12 protein-coding genes are annotated in these 17,175 nt (G+C 58.5%); 2 read left to right on the forward strand and 10 right to left on the reverse strand.

Annotation, left to right across the window (positions count from 1 at the left end):
- The first annotated feature begins 243 nt into the window (after positions 1-243).
- Positions 244-1,551: an MFS transporter gene (locus KDX30_RS16745; protein WP_371856675.1), complete on the forward strand. Its 1,308-nt coding sequence runs from the start codon at positions 244-246 to the stop codon at positions 1,549-1,551.
- Positions 1,548-2,807, forward strand: coding sequence for a metal-dependent hydrolase family protein (locus KDX30_RS16750; protein WP_027899990.1), 1,260 nt, complete (start codon positions 1,548-1,550; stop codon positions 2,805-2,807). Before KDX30_RS16745 ends, KDX30_RS16750 begins: the two co-directional genes overlap by 4 nt.
- 233 nt (positions 2,808-3,040) lie before the next feature.
- Here the strand turns inward: KDX30_RS16750 and KDX30_RS16755 are convergent, their stop codons facing one another.
- The 10 genes from KDX30_RS16755 to KDX30_RS16800 all read right to left on the reverse strand — a co-directional run bounded on the left by KDX30_RS16755 (position 3,041) and on the right by KDX30_RS16800 (position 17,117).
- On the reverse strand, positions 3,041-3,373 hold the full coding sequence (locus tag KDX30_RS16755) for a hypothetical protein (protein ID WP_231676963.1): 333 nt from the start codon (positions 3,371-3,373) through the stop codon (positions 3,041-3,043).
- 132 nt (positions 3,374-3,505) lie between these two features.
- Positions 3,506-3,772 carry a hypothetical protein gene (locus KDX30_RS16760; RefSeq protein WP_231676964.1) on the reverse strand — a complete coding sequence of 89 codons (267 nt, stop codon included), beginning with the start codon at positions 3,770-3,772 and terminating at the stop codon, positions 3,506-3,508.
- Between the two features lie 251 nt (positions 3,773-4,023).
- On the reverse strand, positions 4,024-7,968 hold the full coding sequence (locus KDX30_RS16765) for an RHS repeat-associated core domain-containing protein (RefSeq protein ID WP_231676965.1): 3,945 nt from the start codon (positions 7,966-7,968) through the stop codon (positions 4,024-4,026).
- A 78-nt stretch (positions 7,969-8,046) separates the two neighbouring features.
- Positions 8,047-10,116 (reverse strand): type VI secretion system Vgr family protein, encoded by a 2,070-nt coding sequence (gene tssI / locus KDX30_RS16770; protein WP_231676966.1) that lies wholly within the window; start codon positions 10,114-10,116, stop codon positions 8,047-8,049.
- A gap of 47 nt (positions 10,117-10,163) precedes the next feature.
- Positions 10,164-12,854 carry a type VI secretion system ATPase TssH gene (tssH, locus tag KDX30_RS16775; RefSeq protein WP_231676967.1) on the reverse strand — a complete coding sequence of 897 codons (2,691 nt, stop codon included), beginning with the start codon at positions 12,852-12,854 and terminating at the stop codon, positions 10,164-10,166.
- Positions 12,847-13,899: a type VI secretion system baseplate subunit TssG gene (tssG, locus tag KDX30_RS16780; protein ID WP_231676968.1), complete on the reverse strand. Its 1,053-nt coding sequence runs from the start codon at positions 13,897-13,899 to the stop codon at positions 12,847-12,849. The genes tssH and tssG overlap by 8 nt, the downstream gene beginning before the upstream one ends.
- Positions 13,863-15,722: a type VI secretion system baseplate subunit TssF gene (tssF, locus tag KDX30_RS16785; RefSeq protein WP_027899999.1), complete on the reverse strand. Its 1,860-nt coding sequence runs from the start codon at positions 15,720-15,722 to the stop codon at positions 13,863-13,865. The genes tssG and tssF overlap by 37 nt, the downstream gene beginning before the upstream one ends.
- The gene (gene tssE, locus KDX30_RS16790) at positions 15,719-16,231 is read right to left on the reverse strand and encodes a type VI secretion system baseplate subunit TssE (protein WP_373562239.1); all 513 of its coding nucleotides are present in this window, start codon (positions 16,229-16,231) and stop codon (positions 15,719-15,721) included. The genes tssF and tssE overlap by 4 nt, the downstream gene beginning before the upstream one ends.
- Positions 16,228-16,668, reverse strand: a complete 441-nt coding sequence (locus KDX30_RS16795) for a hypothetical protein (RefSeq protein WP_122705148.1) — start codon at positions 16,666-16,668, stop codon at positions 16,228-16,230. Before KDX30_RS16795 ends, tssE begins: the two co-directional genes overlap by 4 nt.
- On the reverse strand, positions 16,668-17,117 hold the full coding sequence (locus tag KDX30_RS16800; RefSeq protein WP_027900002.1) for a type VI secretion system amidase effector protein Tae4: 450 nt from the start codon (positions 17,115-17,117) through the stop codon (positions 16,668-16,670). Before KDX30_RS16800 ends, KDX30_RS16795 begins: the two co-directional genes overlap by 1 nt.
- Between the last annotated feature and the right edge of the window lie 58 nt (positions 17,118-17,175).

A 17,175-nucleotide genomic window follows, 5' to 3' on the forward strand; every position in this document is an offset into this window, starting at 1 on the left:
CGATTTGTCGGACGCACCGATATCGCAGCCTCGCGGTGCTCGACAGCTCCTACAGATCCACGTCCTCTTGCATGCATCCAGCGCATGCATATCTTCCCAATGAGCGTTTTCCCGCATTCAATTTCGCGAGTTATTCTCGGGCCTACAAGGGCACAAGACCCTGACGATGTTTCACCCGATTGCTTCTCTGCCCCACTCGTGCGCGGGACCACTCCCTGCGTAATTTGCATGCAGGAGTTCAACGTGAACGCTATAAAAAACACGCCAACCCACAACCAGAAAGCACGAAAAGCCGTGATCGCGACAGTGATCGGCAACGGTCTTGAATGGTTCGACTTCACGGTCTACAGCTTCTTCTCGGTCATCATCGCCAAGGTGTTTTTCCCCACCGACAGCGAACTCACTTCTTATCTACTGGCATTGGCGACTTTCGGCGTAGGCTTTTTCATGCGTCCGGTCGGCGGCATTGTGCTGGGCGTTTATGGGGACAAGCACGGGCGTAAAGCAGCCCTTTCACTGACCATCCTGTTGATGGCGCTGGGTACGCTGATCATTGCGATCACCCCGAGTTATGCACAGATCGGCATGATTGCGCCGGTGTTGATCGTGCTCGCAAGGCTGCTGCAAGGTTTCTCCGCGGGCGGTGAAATGGGCAGCGCGACGGCCTTCCTGACCGAGCACGCCCCAGACGGCAAGAAGGCGTTTTACTCCAGCTGGATTCAGGCCAGCATCGGCGTCGCCGTGCTGCTGGGTTCCACACTGGGCGCCATCCTCTCGAACTACCTGACTCAAGCACAGCTGGAAAGCTGGGGCTGGCGGATCCCTTTCATCATCGGCACGCTGATCGGTCCGGTCGGTTTCTACATCCGTAGCCGCATCGACGAGACGCCGGTTTACAAAGAGTCCAAAACCACCGAATCGCCACTGCGCGAAGTCTTCCGCACCTACCCACGGGAAACCCTGATCAGCTTCTCGCTGGTTGTGCTGTGGACGGTCTGCACCTACGCGATTCTGTTCTACATCCCGTCCTATTCAACCCGCGTTCTGGGGCTGCCCAGTGGCATCGGTTTCAGCGCCGGGATGATGGGCGGCGCGGTGTTGATCGTCGCGACGCCCATTGTCGGCATGCTGGCTGACAAAACCGGTCGCAGGCCTTGGCTGCTGGGTTCGGCGGCGGCGATTTTCGTTGCGGCTTATCCGATGTTCCTGTTCATCAACCAGATGCCGGGGCTGGCCTCGCTGCTGATCTTTGAAGTGGTCATGGGCCTGCTGATCGCCGGTTACATCGGTTCGATTCTGGCCGCGTTCAGCGAACTGCTGCCAACTCACGTGCTGTCCACCGGCCTGTCCGTGGCCTACAACTTTGCGGTCACGATCTTCGGCGGCTTTGCCACGTTCACCATTACCTGGCTGATCGCCAACACCGGCAGCAACGTCGCGCCGGCCTTCTACATCATGTTCGCGGCGGTGGTCAGCGGTTGCGGCGCGTTTCTGTACCGCGACCGCAAGACCACCGCCAATGCCACCTTCAAGGGAGCCGCTCTGCAATGAGTACTCAAAACGCTGCACGTCTGATCCTGCGTAACGGCCAGTTGCTCGACCTGAACAAAGGCGAGTTGCTGGGAGGTCTGGAAGTTGTGATCGAGGGTGGACGCATCAGCGCTGTTCGCCCACAAAATGACGCTGCCGAAGCCGACGCCCAAGTCATCGATCTGAACGGCCGCACGCTGATGCCAGGCCTGATCGACTGCCACGTTCACGTGCTGGCCTCCAACGCCAACCTGGGCATGAATGCGCTGCAACCCAACGCCATCATCATGTACCGCGCCTTGCCGATTCTTGAGGCGATGCTCAATCGCGGTTTCACTACCGTGCGTGACGCGGGCGGTGCCGACTGGGCGCTGGCTCGCTCCATCGCGCTGGGCCTCGTGCCGGGGCCGCGTATTTTTGCAGCCGGTAAAGCGCTGTCCCAAACCGGTGGTCACGGTGACATGCGGGCTCGTGGGGAGCTGCTGCTGAGCGAGCCGTGTTCGTGCTGCTTCCGCGCTGGCGCTATCGCCCGCGTCGTGGACGGCGTTGATAACGTGCGTCTGGCCGTGCGTGAAGAACTGCAACAAGGCGCCAACCAGATCAAGATCATGGCTTCGGGCGGCGTGTCCTCACCGACAGACCCGATTGCCAACACGCAGTACAGCGAGGCGGAAATCCGCGCCATCGTCGATGAGGCCGAAGCCGCCAATACTTACGTAATGGCTCACGCTTATACCGCACGGGCGATTCGTCGCGCTATCGAGTGCGGCGTGCGCACCATTGAACACGGCAATCTGGTCGACGCCGACACAGCGAAACTCATGGCCGAAAAAGGCGCGTTCGCTGTACCGACCCAAGTCACCTACGAGATGCTGGCCAAACATGGCGCCGAAGCCGGTCTGCCGCCTGACTCCGTGGCCAAGATTGAAGACGTGCGTTTGGCCGGTCGCAACGCGCTGAAACTATTCGCAGAAGCGGGCGTGGAAATGGGCTATGGCTCCGACCTGCTGGGCGACATGCATCAATACCAAAGCCATGAGTTGCAGATCCGCGCCGAAGTGCTAGGCAACCTCGCCGCCCTGCGCAGCGCCACCACTGTCGCAGCAAAAATCCTGCAACGCGAAGGCCTGCTCGGCTGCATCGCCGAAGGCGCCATCGCCGACCTGCTGGTGGTCGACGGCAACCCGCTTGAATCCATCGAGTGTCTGGTGGGCCAAGGTGAAAACCTGGCGATGATCATTCAGGAAGGCAGCATCAAGAAGAACACCTTGGTGTAAATGCTGAAGTGCTGCAGAGCCCGCCTTGTGCGGGCTTTGTTGTTTTGCAGGCTCACCGCGCTGTCTCGCGCCAACCGGTAGACCTGTAGCAGCGCACGAGCAACGCGAGGCCGCGATAGCGGTGGGTCTGACAAAAAGCTATCGCGGCCTCGCGGTGCTCGTGCGCTCCTACAGGATGGGTTTCAATTCAGTGATCTTGGGGCCCGATGAATCGGCTCTTCACAGGACGTGCATCAAACAAACTCAAGCCGATACTGCCCCGGTTGCGTCCACGAAACCCTGACAAATTCTCCACTGAGCAACGCCTTATCACGCAGATATTCAAACACCTCTGCGGGGCACCATTCCTTGCCGTTGGAGAAAGCGATGTGGAGCAAACGAAGTGAGTCAAATACCTTGGCTTTTTCTACATCATCAGCGACGTAACGCTCAAAGACACCCTCTTCAAGCGCCCCTAAGAACCCGACAGCAGCTAGCTCTGCAGAGAGATCGCGGTCGTTGACCTTCACACGAATGACATCGCCATCTGCCTTTTCAACAAAGGCCTTCAATTCTCCGCTGATCAATCAAAAAACTCCGTTTAGGCAACCCCATCTATATCTGCGGGGCAAGTGATTCAACAGCAGCCCCATTCCCTTTCAGGCCCGCCGCGGTAATTTTCTCAGCCAACGTTCTACAGCAGCGAAGCCTCAGCAAATCTAATTGCGACTTCTGATCGCTGCATCCACAACCTCTTCCAGCAGCCGCTCTTCGCTGAAAGTGAAATCACCATACTGTGCAATTGCACTACAGGTCGAAAGTTCTTGAATCGCAGCATCGGCGGTAACTGCTGCCTGCAGCTCGACGGACTTCTTCGAGAAGAAGTCCGCAGGCCCCATTTTGCCTGTGCTTTTCAATGCCAGGATTAGCTTGTCCAGCGCGGCCAGCAATTCAGGGGGGTTACTCACCATGGAAATCCTGGTCATTAAGCTACGCGAGCCCGGTTTGACGCCTCCAGTCAGACGCCATCAGAAAAAGTCCCAGGAAAGTCACTCGTCCAGATAATTATCCTTAATGCCTTTGGACCTACGGTACAGATAGAGACCGATTCGTAAAGAAATCAGTACCAGGGCAAACACCCCAACCGTTAACCATGTGTCGCCTAGATACTTTTCCAGAAGGTTATAAAAGTAGGCAACGGGAATGGCGACTGCCGTCATTATCAGAAAGTATTTGATCACTGGTTTTGACACTCCTCGTCTTCATCCTTCAAAGGACAATTGACGATCACTTTGCCGGTTTGCCAAGCCGCCTGGGTAGCAACTGTGGTTTTAAGAGTGTTGGTGTGCGCGGCCTTACGGGCGGCCAGTTTTGCAGCACGATTGGCAGTATTTGCAGCTTGGCCGGACAGAGTTTTGAGCGCCTTTGACGATGTGAGGACCGTTTTGGCAGAACCGAACAAACCTGGTGCAACTGCACCAAAGGCGCCTGCCGCCCCCACATGTTTCCAATTAATATCGATACACCCCCACTTAAAGTCCATCAGGTCGCGATCATTATCCCAATTATCTTTTACCTGACCCAGCAACTGCTTACCCGCCTGCATCCCCACTTCGATGGTCGCGCCCAGTGCTGCGCGGCCAAGGAAAGCACCGGCTAAAATAATCAGCGGCACAATCAGCCCGCTTGGGTCATAGGCGACGGAGGGAGCATTCAATGCATAGACATAGGCATTGGGGCCACCCCTGAAACCGATGGGGTCCTGGCTGGCGTAACGTCCTATTTCAGGTAAGTAATAACGATGGCGGTTGTAATAAAGACCACTTTCATCGTCGTGATGCTGTCCCTGAAAACGGATGGGTTGGTCGGTAGAGCCTGTTTCCTCCGTCACCCCTCGCCATGTATCAGGATGAGCTTGCCACGTCACCTGACCATCCTGATCGCTTAACTGCAGCGGCGTACCGATGTGGTCGGTGTGGAAAAAGCTGATGCTGGGCGCACCCAATACAGGATGACACTGCGCAGGCAAAGGCTGATCTTCTGCCGCCATGGCGCGACGAATTTCCAGCAACTCTGGCGTGTCAGGCTCGCACGATTGTTCAATGCGCAGCATGGGGACAAAACTTTCAGGTTCATGCACGGTGGTGCGCAACAGCCTTTCGAAGGCTTCTGCACACTGCCGCTCGCCGTCCCAGCCGTAGCGAACCCGCTGCTGTTCAGCACCTTCGCGTACAGTTTTTGCGATACGTCTGGATAGCGCATCGTAACGGTAGCGCGCTTCGACATGTTCCCCATCGGGACGCTGGCGAAGCATGTGGATCAAACGGTTGGCACCATCGTAGGCCAGCAAGAGTCGCTGACCGTCAGAGTCCTTGCGCTCAATCAGATGCCCCGACGCATCGTAACGATAGGTGCTGCCCTGGAAGACCTCAACACGGTTCCCCAAGCAGGACGAATCTACGCCTTGAGCCAGCGCCGAGCGTTGGGAATCGGTATAACCCGAGCGATAGAGCTCGTTATGCTCATGCTGCAAGAGCTTTTCGGCACCCTGCAATCCAGCAGTATCTAGCCTGTTGCCGGCCGGATCGAAACGGTAAAGCTGCTCTACGGTATTGCCACGGCGACTGGAAACCAGCCTTCCACTCAGGTCGTACTGGTACTTCAAGGCAGAACTGACGCTGTCGTCAATCTGCGTTAATTGTCCGAGCAAGTCATAGCGATAGCTGCGCTGCCAGCCATCTGCACCGGACCGGGTCAGCTTGCTTTGAGCAAGCCGCCCTGACGCGTCGTAATCGCGCTGCTGATCAAATAAGGTTTGCGGCTTGCCCTTGAGTCGGGCGTCCCGGTGTTTTTCGCGGTGCAAAGCATCGCGCTCAAAGCTGAGCTCAACCTGCTCAACCATCACGCCATGCAAATGACCTGACCCGTAGGTAAGCCATTTAACCAGAGGCGCGTCGCCATACTGGCTGCTTTCACGCTTACCCAATTCGTCGTGCTGGTGTTGAACGCTGTAGACCCAGCCATCGGCATGGATCTGACTCTCAAGGCATAGATTGCCAGCATCGTCATAGGCAAAACGCACTTCGCAGTCAGGCCCTCTTACACTTGCCAGACGACCATCCGCCAACCAGCTGTAGTGTTCACTGAAAGCCGCAGCGTTTGCAGTGGCCGGGAAGTTCGTGCTGACCACACGTCCATCGAGGTTGTACTGATAATGGGTCTCACGCTGCTCGCCATCAATGCGCACCACCAACTCATCAGCAAGGTTGTAGCGATATTGCTGACGACGCCCGTCGAAACCGTTCTCTTCGACCAACCGGTCCAGCTCATCCCAGGCAAAACGCGCTTTGGCACCATTCTGATTGGTGAGCATGCACAGCCGACCAGCAGCATCGTAAAGGTAATTCAGCTCTTGCCCTGCTGAGTCCACAGCGCGCAACAGTCGTCCGTATCTGTCCCAGAAGAATTGCGTGCAATGCCCCTGGGCATCGGCCATATGGGTTTGCCGTCCCTGCTTGTCATAGCGGTAAACAAGACTCGCGCCATCGGGAAATGAAAGCCCAGTGACCTGGCCGAGAAGGTCGTAGCTACGGCGCGAGACCTGACCTGCCGGATCGATTTCAGCGATGAGACGTCCCTCCAGATCGTACTCATAACGATATGTCTGGCCAGAGCAGTCCGTGACACTGACAGGCAGGCCAAGGCGACTCCACTGAAAGGTTTTCACGCCCCCCTTGCTGTCGATCACTTGCGTGGGGCGATCAGGCAGAGACGAATCATCGTAGCGGTAGAGAGTCGTGCCACCCGGACCGGTCGCGCGTGTCAGATTACTGCGAGTATCCCGTTCAAAACGCCAGCTGCGCCCCATGGAATCAACAAGTTCGTTGAGTAAACCGGTCTCTTCATCCAGCGTCTTGCGGTATCGACTTTTGCCGGGCGATTCCTCTTCAAGGACTCGCCCCTGACCATCAAGCCGACGACGGGACTCTCGGCCCAGCGGGTCACGGATAACAACCAGCCGACCGAACAGGTCGTATTCGAACTCCGTACGACTGCCATCGGCGCGTACCAGTGCAGTCCAGCGCCTTTCACCATCGCTGCCGCTGAACTCGTAACGTTCAACACGCCCCATGCTATCGATAACATCGGTGGCATCCGCGTAGTAACGGAATTCGCGAACCAGTCCCTCGGCCTCACTTTGCTTGACCACTCGCCCCGACGGCAGATGCGTGTCCCATTCATAACGCACTTCCTGACCGCCCGGCTCGCCATGTGCAGTCATGATGTGGTTGTTCCACGCGAACACCCTCACCCGTTCGCCCGAACGGTCACGCACGGCTATCAGGTCGCCCACTTCATTGAATTCGTAGCGCACCAGCCAATCATTACCCAGCGCCTGAGGATCGAAGCTTTCCGGAATAGGGCCGTCTGTATTAGCCAGAATCACACCGCAAAGACGCACTCCGTCGTCACCGGCCTGTGGCGCGCATACCTGCTGATACACCAGGCCATAGCTACGTCCAGCGCTGTCACGGATGCTGGCGAGAAAACCTCTGCGACTCCAGCCAAACTCAGTGAGGTAACCGCTGCGGCCAAATGCTGAATGCAGACGCCATACTCCATCAGGCTGACGCATAAAACAGAGATAACTGTTGCCCGCCAGCAGCAGAACGGCAGCTTCACTGGCCTGCATCGCCGGTGGGACGGGCGACCAACGCCCCTTCCAGGGCGAAAACAATGGCTGCTCCGATGAAACGCCACCTCGGCGCAACCAGAGTTGCTCGCTACCCGAATAGTGTATTTTGCCGGGCTCCAGCGCAGGGAAAGTAATGCGGCGGCCTTGGACATCGATCAACACACAGGTATTGGCATCCAGCTCCAGCGTGACACTTTCACCTGGGAGCGACCACCCCTGCCCCAGCTTGCTCACTCGAGGATTGCTGGACAGGTAGCCACGCCCGAAGCTGAACGTGTCGGGGGCGGTCAACGCAAAATCCACCTCCTCTGGCAGCAGCTTGCAGCCCAGCATCGGGTTGACCGGCTGGCCGACATTTGGCACACATGCAGAGACCCGGTCGGCCATCCCGACGCCGGAGCTACCGACGTGAACCGTCGGAGATCCGGTAGCGATTACATTTCCGGATACCTTTTCGCCCACGTGAGAAACAGGAAGACCGCTCATGCCGATGTCCTTGTCTGGAAAAGCAGGCTGACACCGTCAAGCCTCGACGCATTGCCTGAATACACGGTGGTGATTGAGCTAGCAGTTGATGTCGACATTCGGTGAAAGTATCTCTATTTCGGAGGGAGTAATGCGGATCGTGCTCTGACCGCATGTCAGTCGGATTTCCTGGTCAGCGGTGATCTCGATGGTTTTACTGCCCAGCTTGATGCTCTTGCCATCCATCGTAATAGTCGAGCCATCATCGCTGCCGCCGACGCTCAGCTTGTAGCTATCACCCACCGATAGCGTTTTTTTCTTGACCACTTGAGTCGTCTGGTTAAGGCCGACAAACGTATTCATCATCATGCCGACATTGAGGCTATAGCCCAGTCCCACGTTCTCCATGCGCCCCAGGCCGACGTTCTGCAAAGAAGCCATCAGGATGGTTTCAGACTTGTTCATGCCTATTTTTACTGTCTCGTTGCGATCAACCGTTTTGCTCCGATTGGCATGCACCGTGATTGTTTCGTTGTTATCTACCGTCTCGGTGCGGTCATGCCTGACGTGAACAGTTTCATCGTTATCAATGGTTTTACTTCGGTCATGGCCCACCCAGTGGGTCTCGTCGTTCTCGACCTCGATGTCCTGATTCTTTTCCGCGTGAATAAACAGCTGCTCCTCGCCCTTCCTGTCCTCCATCCGGATTTCATTGAAGTTAGCAGGCGTACCCCCCTTGCTGGAGCGGCTTTTCATGCCGCTTTGGGTCGCATTGGCGGGCAAATCGTAGGGCACGGTCTGTTCCGCGTTGTACACGCGACCGGTGATGATCGGGCGGTCCGGATCGCCTTCCAGAAAGCTCACAATCACTTCCTGACCGATCCGTGGAATCTGCATCGAGCCCCAGTTCTTGCCCGCCCATGCTTGAGATACGCGGATCCAGCAGGAGCTGTTTTCGTTGGACTGGTCGTGCCGGTCCCAGTAGAAATGCACCTTGACCCGGCCAAACTGGTCAGTCCAGATTTCCTCGCCGCTGGGGCCCACGACGATGGCGGTTTGCGGGCCTTTGACGATGGGCCTTGAGGTGCTGGCCAGCGGCCGAAAGCTTTGTTGGGCATCGATGCAGGTCAGGGCGCTTTCGAATTGTGGACCGGCGGAGCCTGCGCCGGATTCGTGGCTTTCCTGAGCGACGTAATAGCGCGCGCCGACGATCAGGTATTCGCGGTTCTGATCGTCGCGACCAAAGCCGGTCATGCTGAACAGGTGCCCTGTGCCAAGGCCTCGGGCGTTGCCGCTCAGTTCGACGCGCTCATGCAAGCTTTGCAGCGCTTCAATGCGCGTGCGGGCGTAATGCTCGCCGTCCTGACTTTGCACGTAAGTACCGGGGTAGTCGTACAGCGGGTAATCGCCTGCCGTGTGGGGCCGGGGCATGGCCGAGCGCACGTTAATGCTGGCGGACGGACGCTGGAAGTCGTAGTCGTTAAGCTCCAGCGAGCCCGGCTGGACTTCCTGGGCCAGACGCCAGTCGTTAATGTGGTCGCGTTCGCGGTGCTGACCATCAGGCGGGAAATACGGCACCGAGGCATAACCCGGTGCGTTTTGATGTGCGCCATAAGCATCGGCAAGCACCAGCACGTGGCGGTCTTTTTCATGGCGGAAGAAGTAATAAATACCTTCCTGTTCCATCAGGCGACTGACGAAGTCGAAGCTGCTTTCGCGGTACTGGACGCAGTACTCCCACTCCCGATAGGGGCGGCTCAGCGCGTCTTCGAAATCCGAGAAGCCCAGGTCGCGAAAGACCTGCTTGATGATCTGCGGGATGGTCTGGTTCTGGAATATCCGGCAATCGGACGTCCGCGTCAGCAGCCACAGCCAAGGGCGCAACGTAACCTGATAGCTGGCGAACTGGCCTTGGCCAACCTCCTGACTGCAACGCGCGACAATCCCGTGAAAGTAGCGCTGGCTGCCGTCGTCCAGGCGCAGCGACAGGCTCATGGGTTTGCCCAGCAACTGATTGAGGTCGATGGCGCCATCTGTGGACGTGAGCTGCAGGGTGTAATCAAACATCCGCCCCAGCTCATCGCCGCCGCCCATGTTCTTGAGCAGCAGCACATCCGGCCCGAGCGGGCTGTTGATCTGTGCCAGACGTGTGAGTTGGGTGAACAGCATGGTTTATTCCGTTAAATAGCCAGAGTAGTTAGCTAGCGCTCGCACGCTCAGTTGGCATCGCCAAACTGATAATCGAATTCGCCGTCCAGCGCCCTGATGCTCACGCTCGCCATGGGCTTGCCGTCGAGCATGCGGGTGAGGAATTCTCGGCTCATGTCGGGCAGCAGGGTGTTGGTCAGAATCGCGTCAATCATCCGGCCGCCGCTTTCGGTTTCGGTGCAGCGCGAAACGATCAGGTCGACCACCGCGTCATCGTAATCGAACGCGACTTTGTGGGTGCTTTCAACGCGTTTTTTGACCCGGTCGAGTTGCAGGCGGGTAATCGACTTGAGCATGGTGTCGCTAAGCGGATAGTACGGAATCGTTACCAGACGACCGAGCAGCGCAGGCGGGAAAATCTCCAGCAACGGCTGACGCAGAGCCTTGGCGATATCCTCGGGGTCGGGCAGATTCTGCACGTCTTTGCACAGGTGTGAAATCAGCTCGGTACCGGCATTGGTGGTCAGCAGAATCAGGGTGTTCTTGAAGTCGATGACCCGGCCCTCGCCGTCCTCCATCACGCCCTTGTCGAAGACCTGGAAGAAGATTTCATGGACGTCAGGGTGGGCTTTTTCCACTTCATCAAGCAGCACCACGCTGTAAGGCTTGCGGCGCACGGCCTCAGTCAACACGCCGCCTTCGCCATAACCGACATAGCCGGGAGGAGCACCCTTGAGGGTCGAAACGGTGTGCGCTTCCTGGAACTCGCTCATGTTGATGGTGATGACGTTCTGTTCGCCGCCGTACATGGCCTCAGCCAGCGCCAGCGCGGTTTCTGTTTTACCGACGCCCGATGTACCGGCCAGCATGAACACGCCTACCGGCTTGCTGGGGTTATCGAGCCCTGCACGGGAGGTCTGAATGCGTCGGGCGATCATCTGCAGGGCGTGATCCTGACCAATGATGCGCTTCTTCAGGTGCTTATCAAGGTTGAGCACGGTCTCAAGTTCGTTGCGCGCCATACGACCGACTGGAATGCCGGTCCAGTCGGCAACCACTGAAGCCACCGCCTGATAATCGACAGTGGGCAGAATCAACGGCGTCTCGCCCTGCAATGCGCTCAGGCGCTTTTGCAGATCAACCAGTTGCTCACGCAATCCGGCGTGGGCTTCGGGTTGGGCTTCGCGGCCTGCATCGCTGTCGACAACGCCCGCGCTTTCACGCAATTGGGCGCGGGTCGCGAGCAACTCATCCACAAGTGCTTTTTCTTCCGCCCAGCGACCTTCAAGCGCCAGCAGACGTTCGCGCTCGCTGCTCAACAGCTCAGAAGTGTTGCTCTGCCGCGCGCCAATATCCACGCCAATGGCATGCTCGCGGGCGATGATTTGCAACTCGGTTTCCAGCGCTTCGATACGGCGACGGCTGTCATCGACTTCAGCCGGTACCGCATGCAGGCTGATCGCAACGCGAGCGCAAGCGGTGTCCAGCAGGCTGACGGATTTGTCCGGCAACTGACGGGCGGGAATGTACCGGTGAGACAGCTTGACCGAAGCCTCCAGGGCCTCGTCGAGAATCTGCACCTGATGGTGTTTTTCCATGGTCGATGCCACGCCACGCATCATCAGCAGGGCCTTGTCTTCCGAAGGCTCGGCAACTTGCACGACCTGAAAGCGACGGGTCAGTGCCGGGTCTTTCTCGATGTGTTTTTTATACTCGGCCCACGTCGTCGCCGCGACGGTTCGCAAGGAGCCGCGGGCCAAGGCCGGTTTGAGCAGGTTGGCGGCATCGCCAGTGCCCGCCGCACCACCAGCACCCACCAGGGTGTGGGCCTCGTCGATAAACAGAATGATTGGCTTGGGCGACGCCTGAACGTCCTCGATCACCTGACGCAAACGTTGCTCGAACTCACCCTTCATGCTCGCCCCGGCCTGTAGCAGGCCGACGTCCAGGCTACGCAACTCGACGTCCTTGAGCGACGGCGGCACGTCCCCGGCTACGATGCGCAAGGCGAAACCTTCGACCACGGCGGTTTTACCCACGCCCGCCTCACCGGTGAGGATCGGGTTGTTCTGGCGACGGCGCATGAGGATGTCGACCAGTTGGCGGATCTCCTCATCGCGCCCCACGATGGGGTCCAGTTTGCCGCTGCGGGCTTGCTCGGTGAGGTCGACCGTAAAACGCTTGAGCGCTTCCTGCTTACCCATGGCGCTCGGGGCCATGGCACCGCTCGCCTCGCCCGGCACGGCACCGGCATTGAAACCGTCACTGGCGCTCAGGGCGTTTTCCGGCGAATCACCGACGTATTCGTCAAAGCGCTCACTCAAGGTTTCGACTTTGACTTTGTTGAACTCGGACGACAACCCCAGCAAGGCATTACGCAGGCTGGGAGTCTTGAGAATGCCGAGCAGCAAATAGCCGGTGCGCACCTGGTTTTCACCGAACATCAGGCTGCCGTAAACCCAGCCACGCTCGACGGACTCTTCGACTTGCGAAGACAGGTCCGTGATAGACGTCGAGCCGCGCGGCAGGCGGTCCAGCGCTTCGGTGAGGTCACGGGCAAGGCGCGCAGGCTCGACATTGAACTGACGAATGATGCGATGCAGGTCCGAGTCCTGAAGTTGCAGCAGTTGGTGAAACCAGTGGGCAAGCTCCACATACGGGTTGCCCCGCAGCTTGCAGAAGACCGTAGCGGCCTCGATAGCCTTGTAGCCGACGCTGTTGAGTTTGCCAAACAGCGCGGCGCGACTGATTTCACCCATGTTCATTACTCCTTGAAAGTTGTGCTGACGTGGCCTGCTCGGCGTAGTGCCGGGCCAGAATCAAGTCCTTGGCGTCTGTTTGTGGCTGACCGAGCCAGGTGTTGAACCCCAGCCGCTGGCGCCCGTTGAGTTGAAATTTCGGAACCTCGGGCTGCTGAAGCACCAGGTTCAGATCCCAGTCCAGCTCATGCCCGAGGTATTCGGCGACCCAGACCACCAGCTCCTTAAAGGGTTCACCGTCGGGCAACATGCCCATGTAATCGTCGAGCTTGAGCGGCCCGAGGCGAATGCGGAATTTGTGCTGACGGTCCCAGACGTGACTGCCCAGGCAAAAATCGACGCCCAGTTGATGACCGCTCACGCCAACGCGACTGCGCTCCGGCAACTCCAGCCATTGGCCGACGTACTCCTCGATCTCCACCGGCAAACCGAAATAGTGGGAGAGGATCGCCCGCAACCCATCGGGGTAACGGGTCTGAGCCGAAAGATGACCGCTGTAATGCAGCTTTGCCGTATCGGGAATCAGCCCCTGCTCCAGCAGGCTCGGCATACCGCGCCCACTCAAGGCAGCCAGGCGTGCGGCCCAGTAATCGTCGTCAGGGCGATCATGGCTGACAGTCGGGCTGGCTTCTGCCCAGGCGCGGTAGAACAGGCTTAGCAAGCGATGGTGGAACACGTCCAGAAAGCGTTTGCTGGCACTGTCGCCGTTATTGCGCTGACGTTCGCGCACGTATTCGGTGATGTGCAGCGGCAATGGACCGTTGGGGCCGCCGAGGCCAAAGAAAAACTGTTCCAGCCGCGCAGCTTTGCCGTCTTCCGCCGGGCTCATAGACGCCAGTGTCGACGGTGCGAAGGCGCAATCGGGCTGTTGCCCCAGACGCAATGGATCATCTGCAAGGCGCAACGAATGGCCGAATCTGGGCAGGTCCGGGGATTCGCATTCGATACGTCGCAATGCCTGGAAGAAATCGTATTCCCAGGGCTCGCTCTGCATTGACGTTATCGTGCTCACAGAGTTGGGCGGCGTCCGGGCTTGGCTTTCCATCGCATGATCTCACCGCGTTCGGTGGTATGAATCACCGTTTCGGTAAAGCTGTTGATCGACACATAACGTGCCAGGAAGCGCTCGAAAACGGCACCGAGCAGAAATACGCCCGTGCCTCGAAACGCATTTTCATCAAACTCAAGTGTGATCTCCAGCCCACGGCCAAACACGATCGGCCCGGGCATCGGCAGTCGGCGGGTTACCGCTTTGCTGCTGACCTCTCGCAGGCCTTCGATCTGCAACTGGAGTGCGGCGTCGTTACTGTCGCCATACAAGCGCAGCAGTTCACGCAGCGCCGCAGCACCCTGGCCCTGCTCACTGAGTGAAAGATAATTGAGCGATAGCTGGCTGATCAGACGCCAGGCCTTGTTGTCGTGGGCATGACTGGCCCGCGGGCGGCTCGGGCCGGTCAGGCAACGTACTGCGGACACCGGCGCGCTGTCGGCCAGCGTGAAGTCGGTATTGCCGCTGCCCACGCTCATGAACAGCGGCAGGTCGCGGTTGGTGCACAAGGCGCTGACGCCCAGTTGCCGCAGATCCTGGCGATAAGGCGCCTGCTGACCGTCCACCAGGCTGACGAACGTTTCGCTGCCAACGTACGTCGAGCGGGTGCCGTTGCGGCGCTGTTCACTGGACAGCACACGCGGCTCGCGCCGTACCGTGTAATACGCTTTATCGCGGCCATAACGCGAGGGATCGCGCACGGCGTAGAACGGAAGAAAAGGCTGATCCGGCCCGGTGCCGTGGCCCGTTACGCTGGTCAGGGAGTGGATTTCAAAATCCATCGGCCGGGTGCGGTCAGCAATCACGTGGTGCTCATTGACCCGATCAGACAGGTGAATACGGTCCACGCGACGCGGAAAAAGATTGATGGCCGGTGAGCAGAACGGCACAAACTGGTCGCGGCCCACGGAGCCTTCAAGGCTCTGGTCGAAGCGATCAAAAAGAATGATCAGCTCCAGTTCCTGTCCGTCACAACGCTGTACGGCACGGGTCAGCTCAGCGAATTCGACGAACAGAAAACGCTGCGGCAAGGCGAAGTATTCCTGCAACAGCCGATAGCCCTGAAACGCCTGGGGCACGACCGGCAATGCAGCTTCACGGTCATCAAAACCACAGGAGCGCAGCGCATCTGCGGGCAGTCGCTCGACCCAGTCGCTGCCGGGCTGACGAGCGAACACCGCACAGGCACTGCCCAGCAGTTGCTCGTAAAGACGGAACGGCTGCTCATCGACCCCGTTGAGGTAAAGCGGAAGGCTTTCCAGGCTCAGCTTATTGAAGGCCAGCTCGGCCCCGGTGCGCAGGGTAATGCGCAAGCCCGCCTTGGCCTTGGGTTCGCTCGCCGCGAGACGCCCCAATACCGCCGAAGGGTTGCCAAAATACTCTGCCTGGCTGACCTGCAACGGCCACAACGTGACGGCGTGAGCGGTGCGGTATTCGCAGGAAGTTTGCGAGTCACGGCCAAGGGCCGCGCGCAGGACACTGTTTCGCGGCAGCGTAAAACCGCTGGCCAGAGAACCCTCGTCGGTATCAGCCTGCATTTGCACCACGGTCATCGACGGTGTCGGTGCCAGGTAATGGGGGTAGGCAATCTCCAGCAGGTTGTGCGTGAAGGTCGGGTATTGCGCATCGAGCTTCAGCTGCACCCGCGCCGTCAGATAGGCGAAACCTTCCAGCAGGCGTTCCACGTAGGGATCGGCACAGTCCATACCCGAAAGCGTCAGACGACCCGCGATTTTCGGGTATTCCTTGGCAAACTCCGCCGCGCTTTCGCGTACGTGCTGCAGCTCCTGGTTGTAGAGGGCGAGCAGGCGCGGATTCATGAGCGTCTCCGCTGTTCGGCAGGCGCTACGGTGACGTGCCCTGACTCGAGATCAAGATCGGTGCGCAGCAGCAACGGCAAGGCCACCGGCTCGGCCCACAAGTCCCCTTCGATCTCGAAGCTCAGGGCGTTGTGATTCATCTCGCCCTGCCCGACCCGCGCTCTCACCCGCAGGGTGTTGCGCAAGATGCGCGGCTCAAACGTCGCAATGGCGCGATGTATCAGTATTTCCAGCGCGCCGATATCGATGCTCGAAGCACTGTTGCCCGCCAAAGCTGGCAAGCCAAAATTGATCACAGAAGTACCCGCTGGTGTATTGAGCGTCGCGTCGCCATCGAGCAGTGACGTGGTATTGAGTAACCACGCCAGGTCGCGCAGCACTGAAGCCTTGAGCTGACTCAAGGACAGCACGCGTTTGTCGGCGCTTTCCTGAGGGTTACTCGGGTCGTGGTCTGTCAGGCGATCAAGCAACGATGGTTGCAGGCGCTCGCGCAGGGTCAGGTCGCTCACCAGTCGAACTGCCAGGTAAAGGTTTTCTGATCCCAGAAGCCTGGGCCGCAAGCGGCAATCCGACTCACTGGCGCGGCCTCAAGTTTGCCCTTGTAGAAGCGAACAGGCTGTAAATCGGTTAGGCAATCAGTACTTGGCGGCGGCATAGGCTCGCTACGCTCGACCATGACGATCAGTGCCTTGCGAAAATCCTCCACTCGCACTTTGTGTTGCCGATCTTCACTGAAGCGACATGGCCACTGCATATCCAGCGTTAGCGCTGCGCTTCCTTTGCGAGTCAGGACGCAACGGCCCTGCCCGTCGCTCAGATGGGCAGGCTGACCGGCAATTTCGGCCGTCGTCAGCGTGCTACTACTGGTGGCAGACGGCTGAGCTGCACATGCAGTGAGGCTGAGCAGGCTGGCAGACAGCAACGTGAACCCGGCGAACAGGCGCATCAGTTCAGCTCCCAAAACCAGACAGCCTTGGCGCGAACGAAGTAGTCACTGCCCTTGCTTGCAGTTAGACCACGATTCCACAAGTCGATGTGGTCACCGCTCGGACTGCCGTCTGGATCGTTGGGCTGATAGTAGAAATCTTTATAGAAAATGATCCCGGTCTTGTTAATCAAGCTGAGCCGGTCAGCCGGGCTGTTGGTGTAAATCTTTGGCGGCCCAAGCTGCTTCTTCTTCCACAGCCAGTTCGCCAGGGACTCAGCCCCACGCGCATGACCATGAGCACAGCGCGGCTCGGTATAGGTTGACGAATTGACCGGCAGAGTTCGCTCAGCGCACAGCGCGATACTCATCCGAATGGCGCACTGATTGGACCACGGCCCGTCACACGCAGCTGGCCCGGGATACGGGGGATAGCCATTCCACAGATTGATAAACGAAGGCTTGGCCATGATTCAGGCATCCGGCAAAAGATCGAACGTGAAGTTGCGCCCCCGATTGAACGGGGGC

This window comes from Pseudomonas quasicaspiana, from assembly GCF_021147825.1.
GTDB classification, from domain to species: domain Bacteria; phylum Pseudomonadota; class Gammaproteobacteria; order Pseudomonadales; family Pseudomonadaceae; genus Aquipseudomonas; species Aquipseudomonas quasicaspiana.

Coding starts and splice junctions, on each gene's coding strand:
- KDX30_RS16750 (WP_027899990.1), top strand. CDS start 1,548: ATGAGTACTCAAAACGCTGCACGTCTGATCCTGCGTAACGGCCAGTTG.
- KDX30_RS16760 (WP_231676964.1), bottom strand. CDS start 3,772: ATGACCAGGATTTCCATGGTGAGTAACCCCCCTGAATTGCTGGCCGCG.
- KDX30_RS16765 (WP_231676965.1), bottom strand. CDS start 7,968: ATGAGCGGTCTTCCTGTTTCTCACGTGGGCGAAAAGGTATCCGGAAAT.
- tssI (WP_231676966.1), bottom strand. CDS start 10,116: ATGCTGTTCACCCAACTCACACGTCTGGCACAGATCAACAGCCCGCTC.
- tssH (WP_231676967.1), bottom strand. CDS start 12,854: ATGGGTGAAATCAGTCGCGCCGCGCTGTTTGGCAAACTCAACAGCGTC.
- tssG (WP_231676968.1), bottom strand. CDS start 13,899: ATGGAAAGCCAAGCCCGGACGCCGCCCAACTCTGTGAGCACGATAACG.
- tssF (WP_027899999.1), bottom strand. CDS start 15,722: ATGAATCCGCGCCTGCTCGCCCTCTACAACCAGGAGCTGCAGCACGTA.
- KDX30_RS16795 (WP_122705148.1), bottom strand. CDS start 16,668: ATGCGCCTGTTCGCCGGGTTCACGTTGCTGTCTGCCAGCCTGCTCAGC.
- KDX30_RS16800 (WP_027900002.1), bottom strand. CDS start 17,117: ATGGCCAAGCCTTCGTTTATCAATCTGTGGAATGGCTATCCCCCGTAT.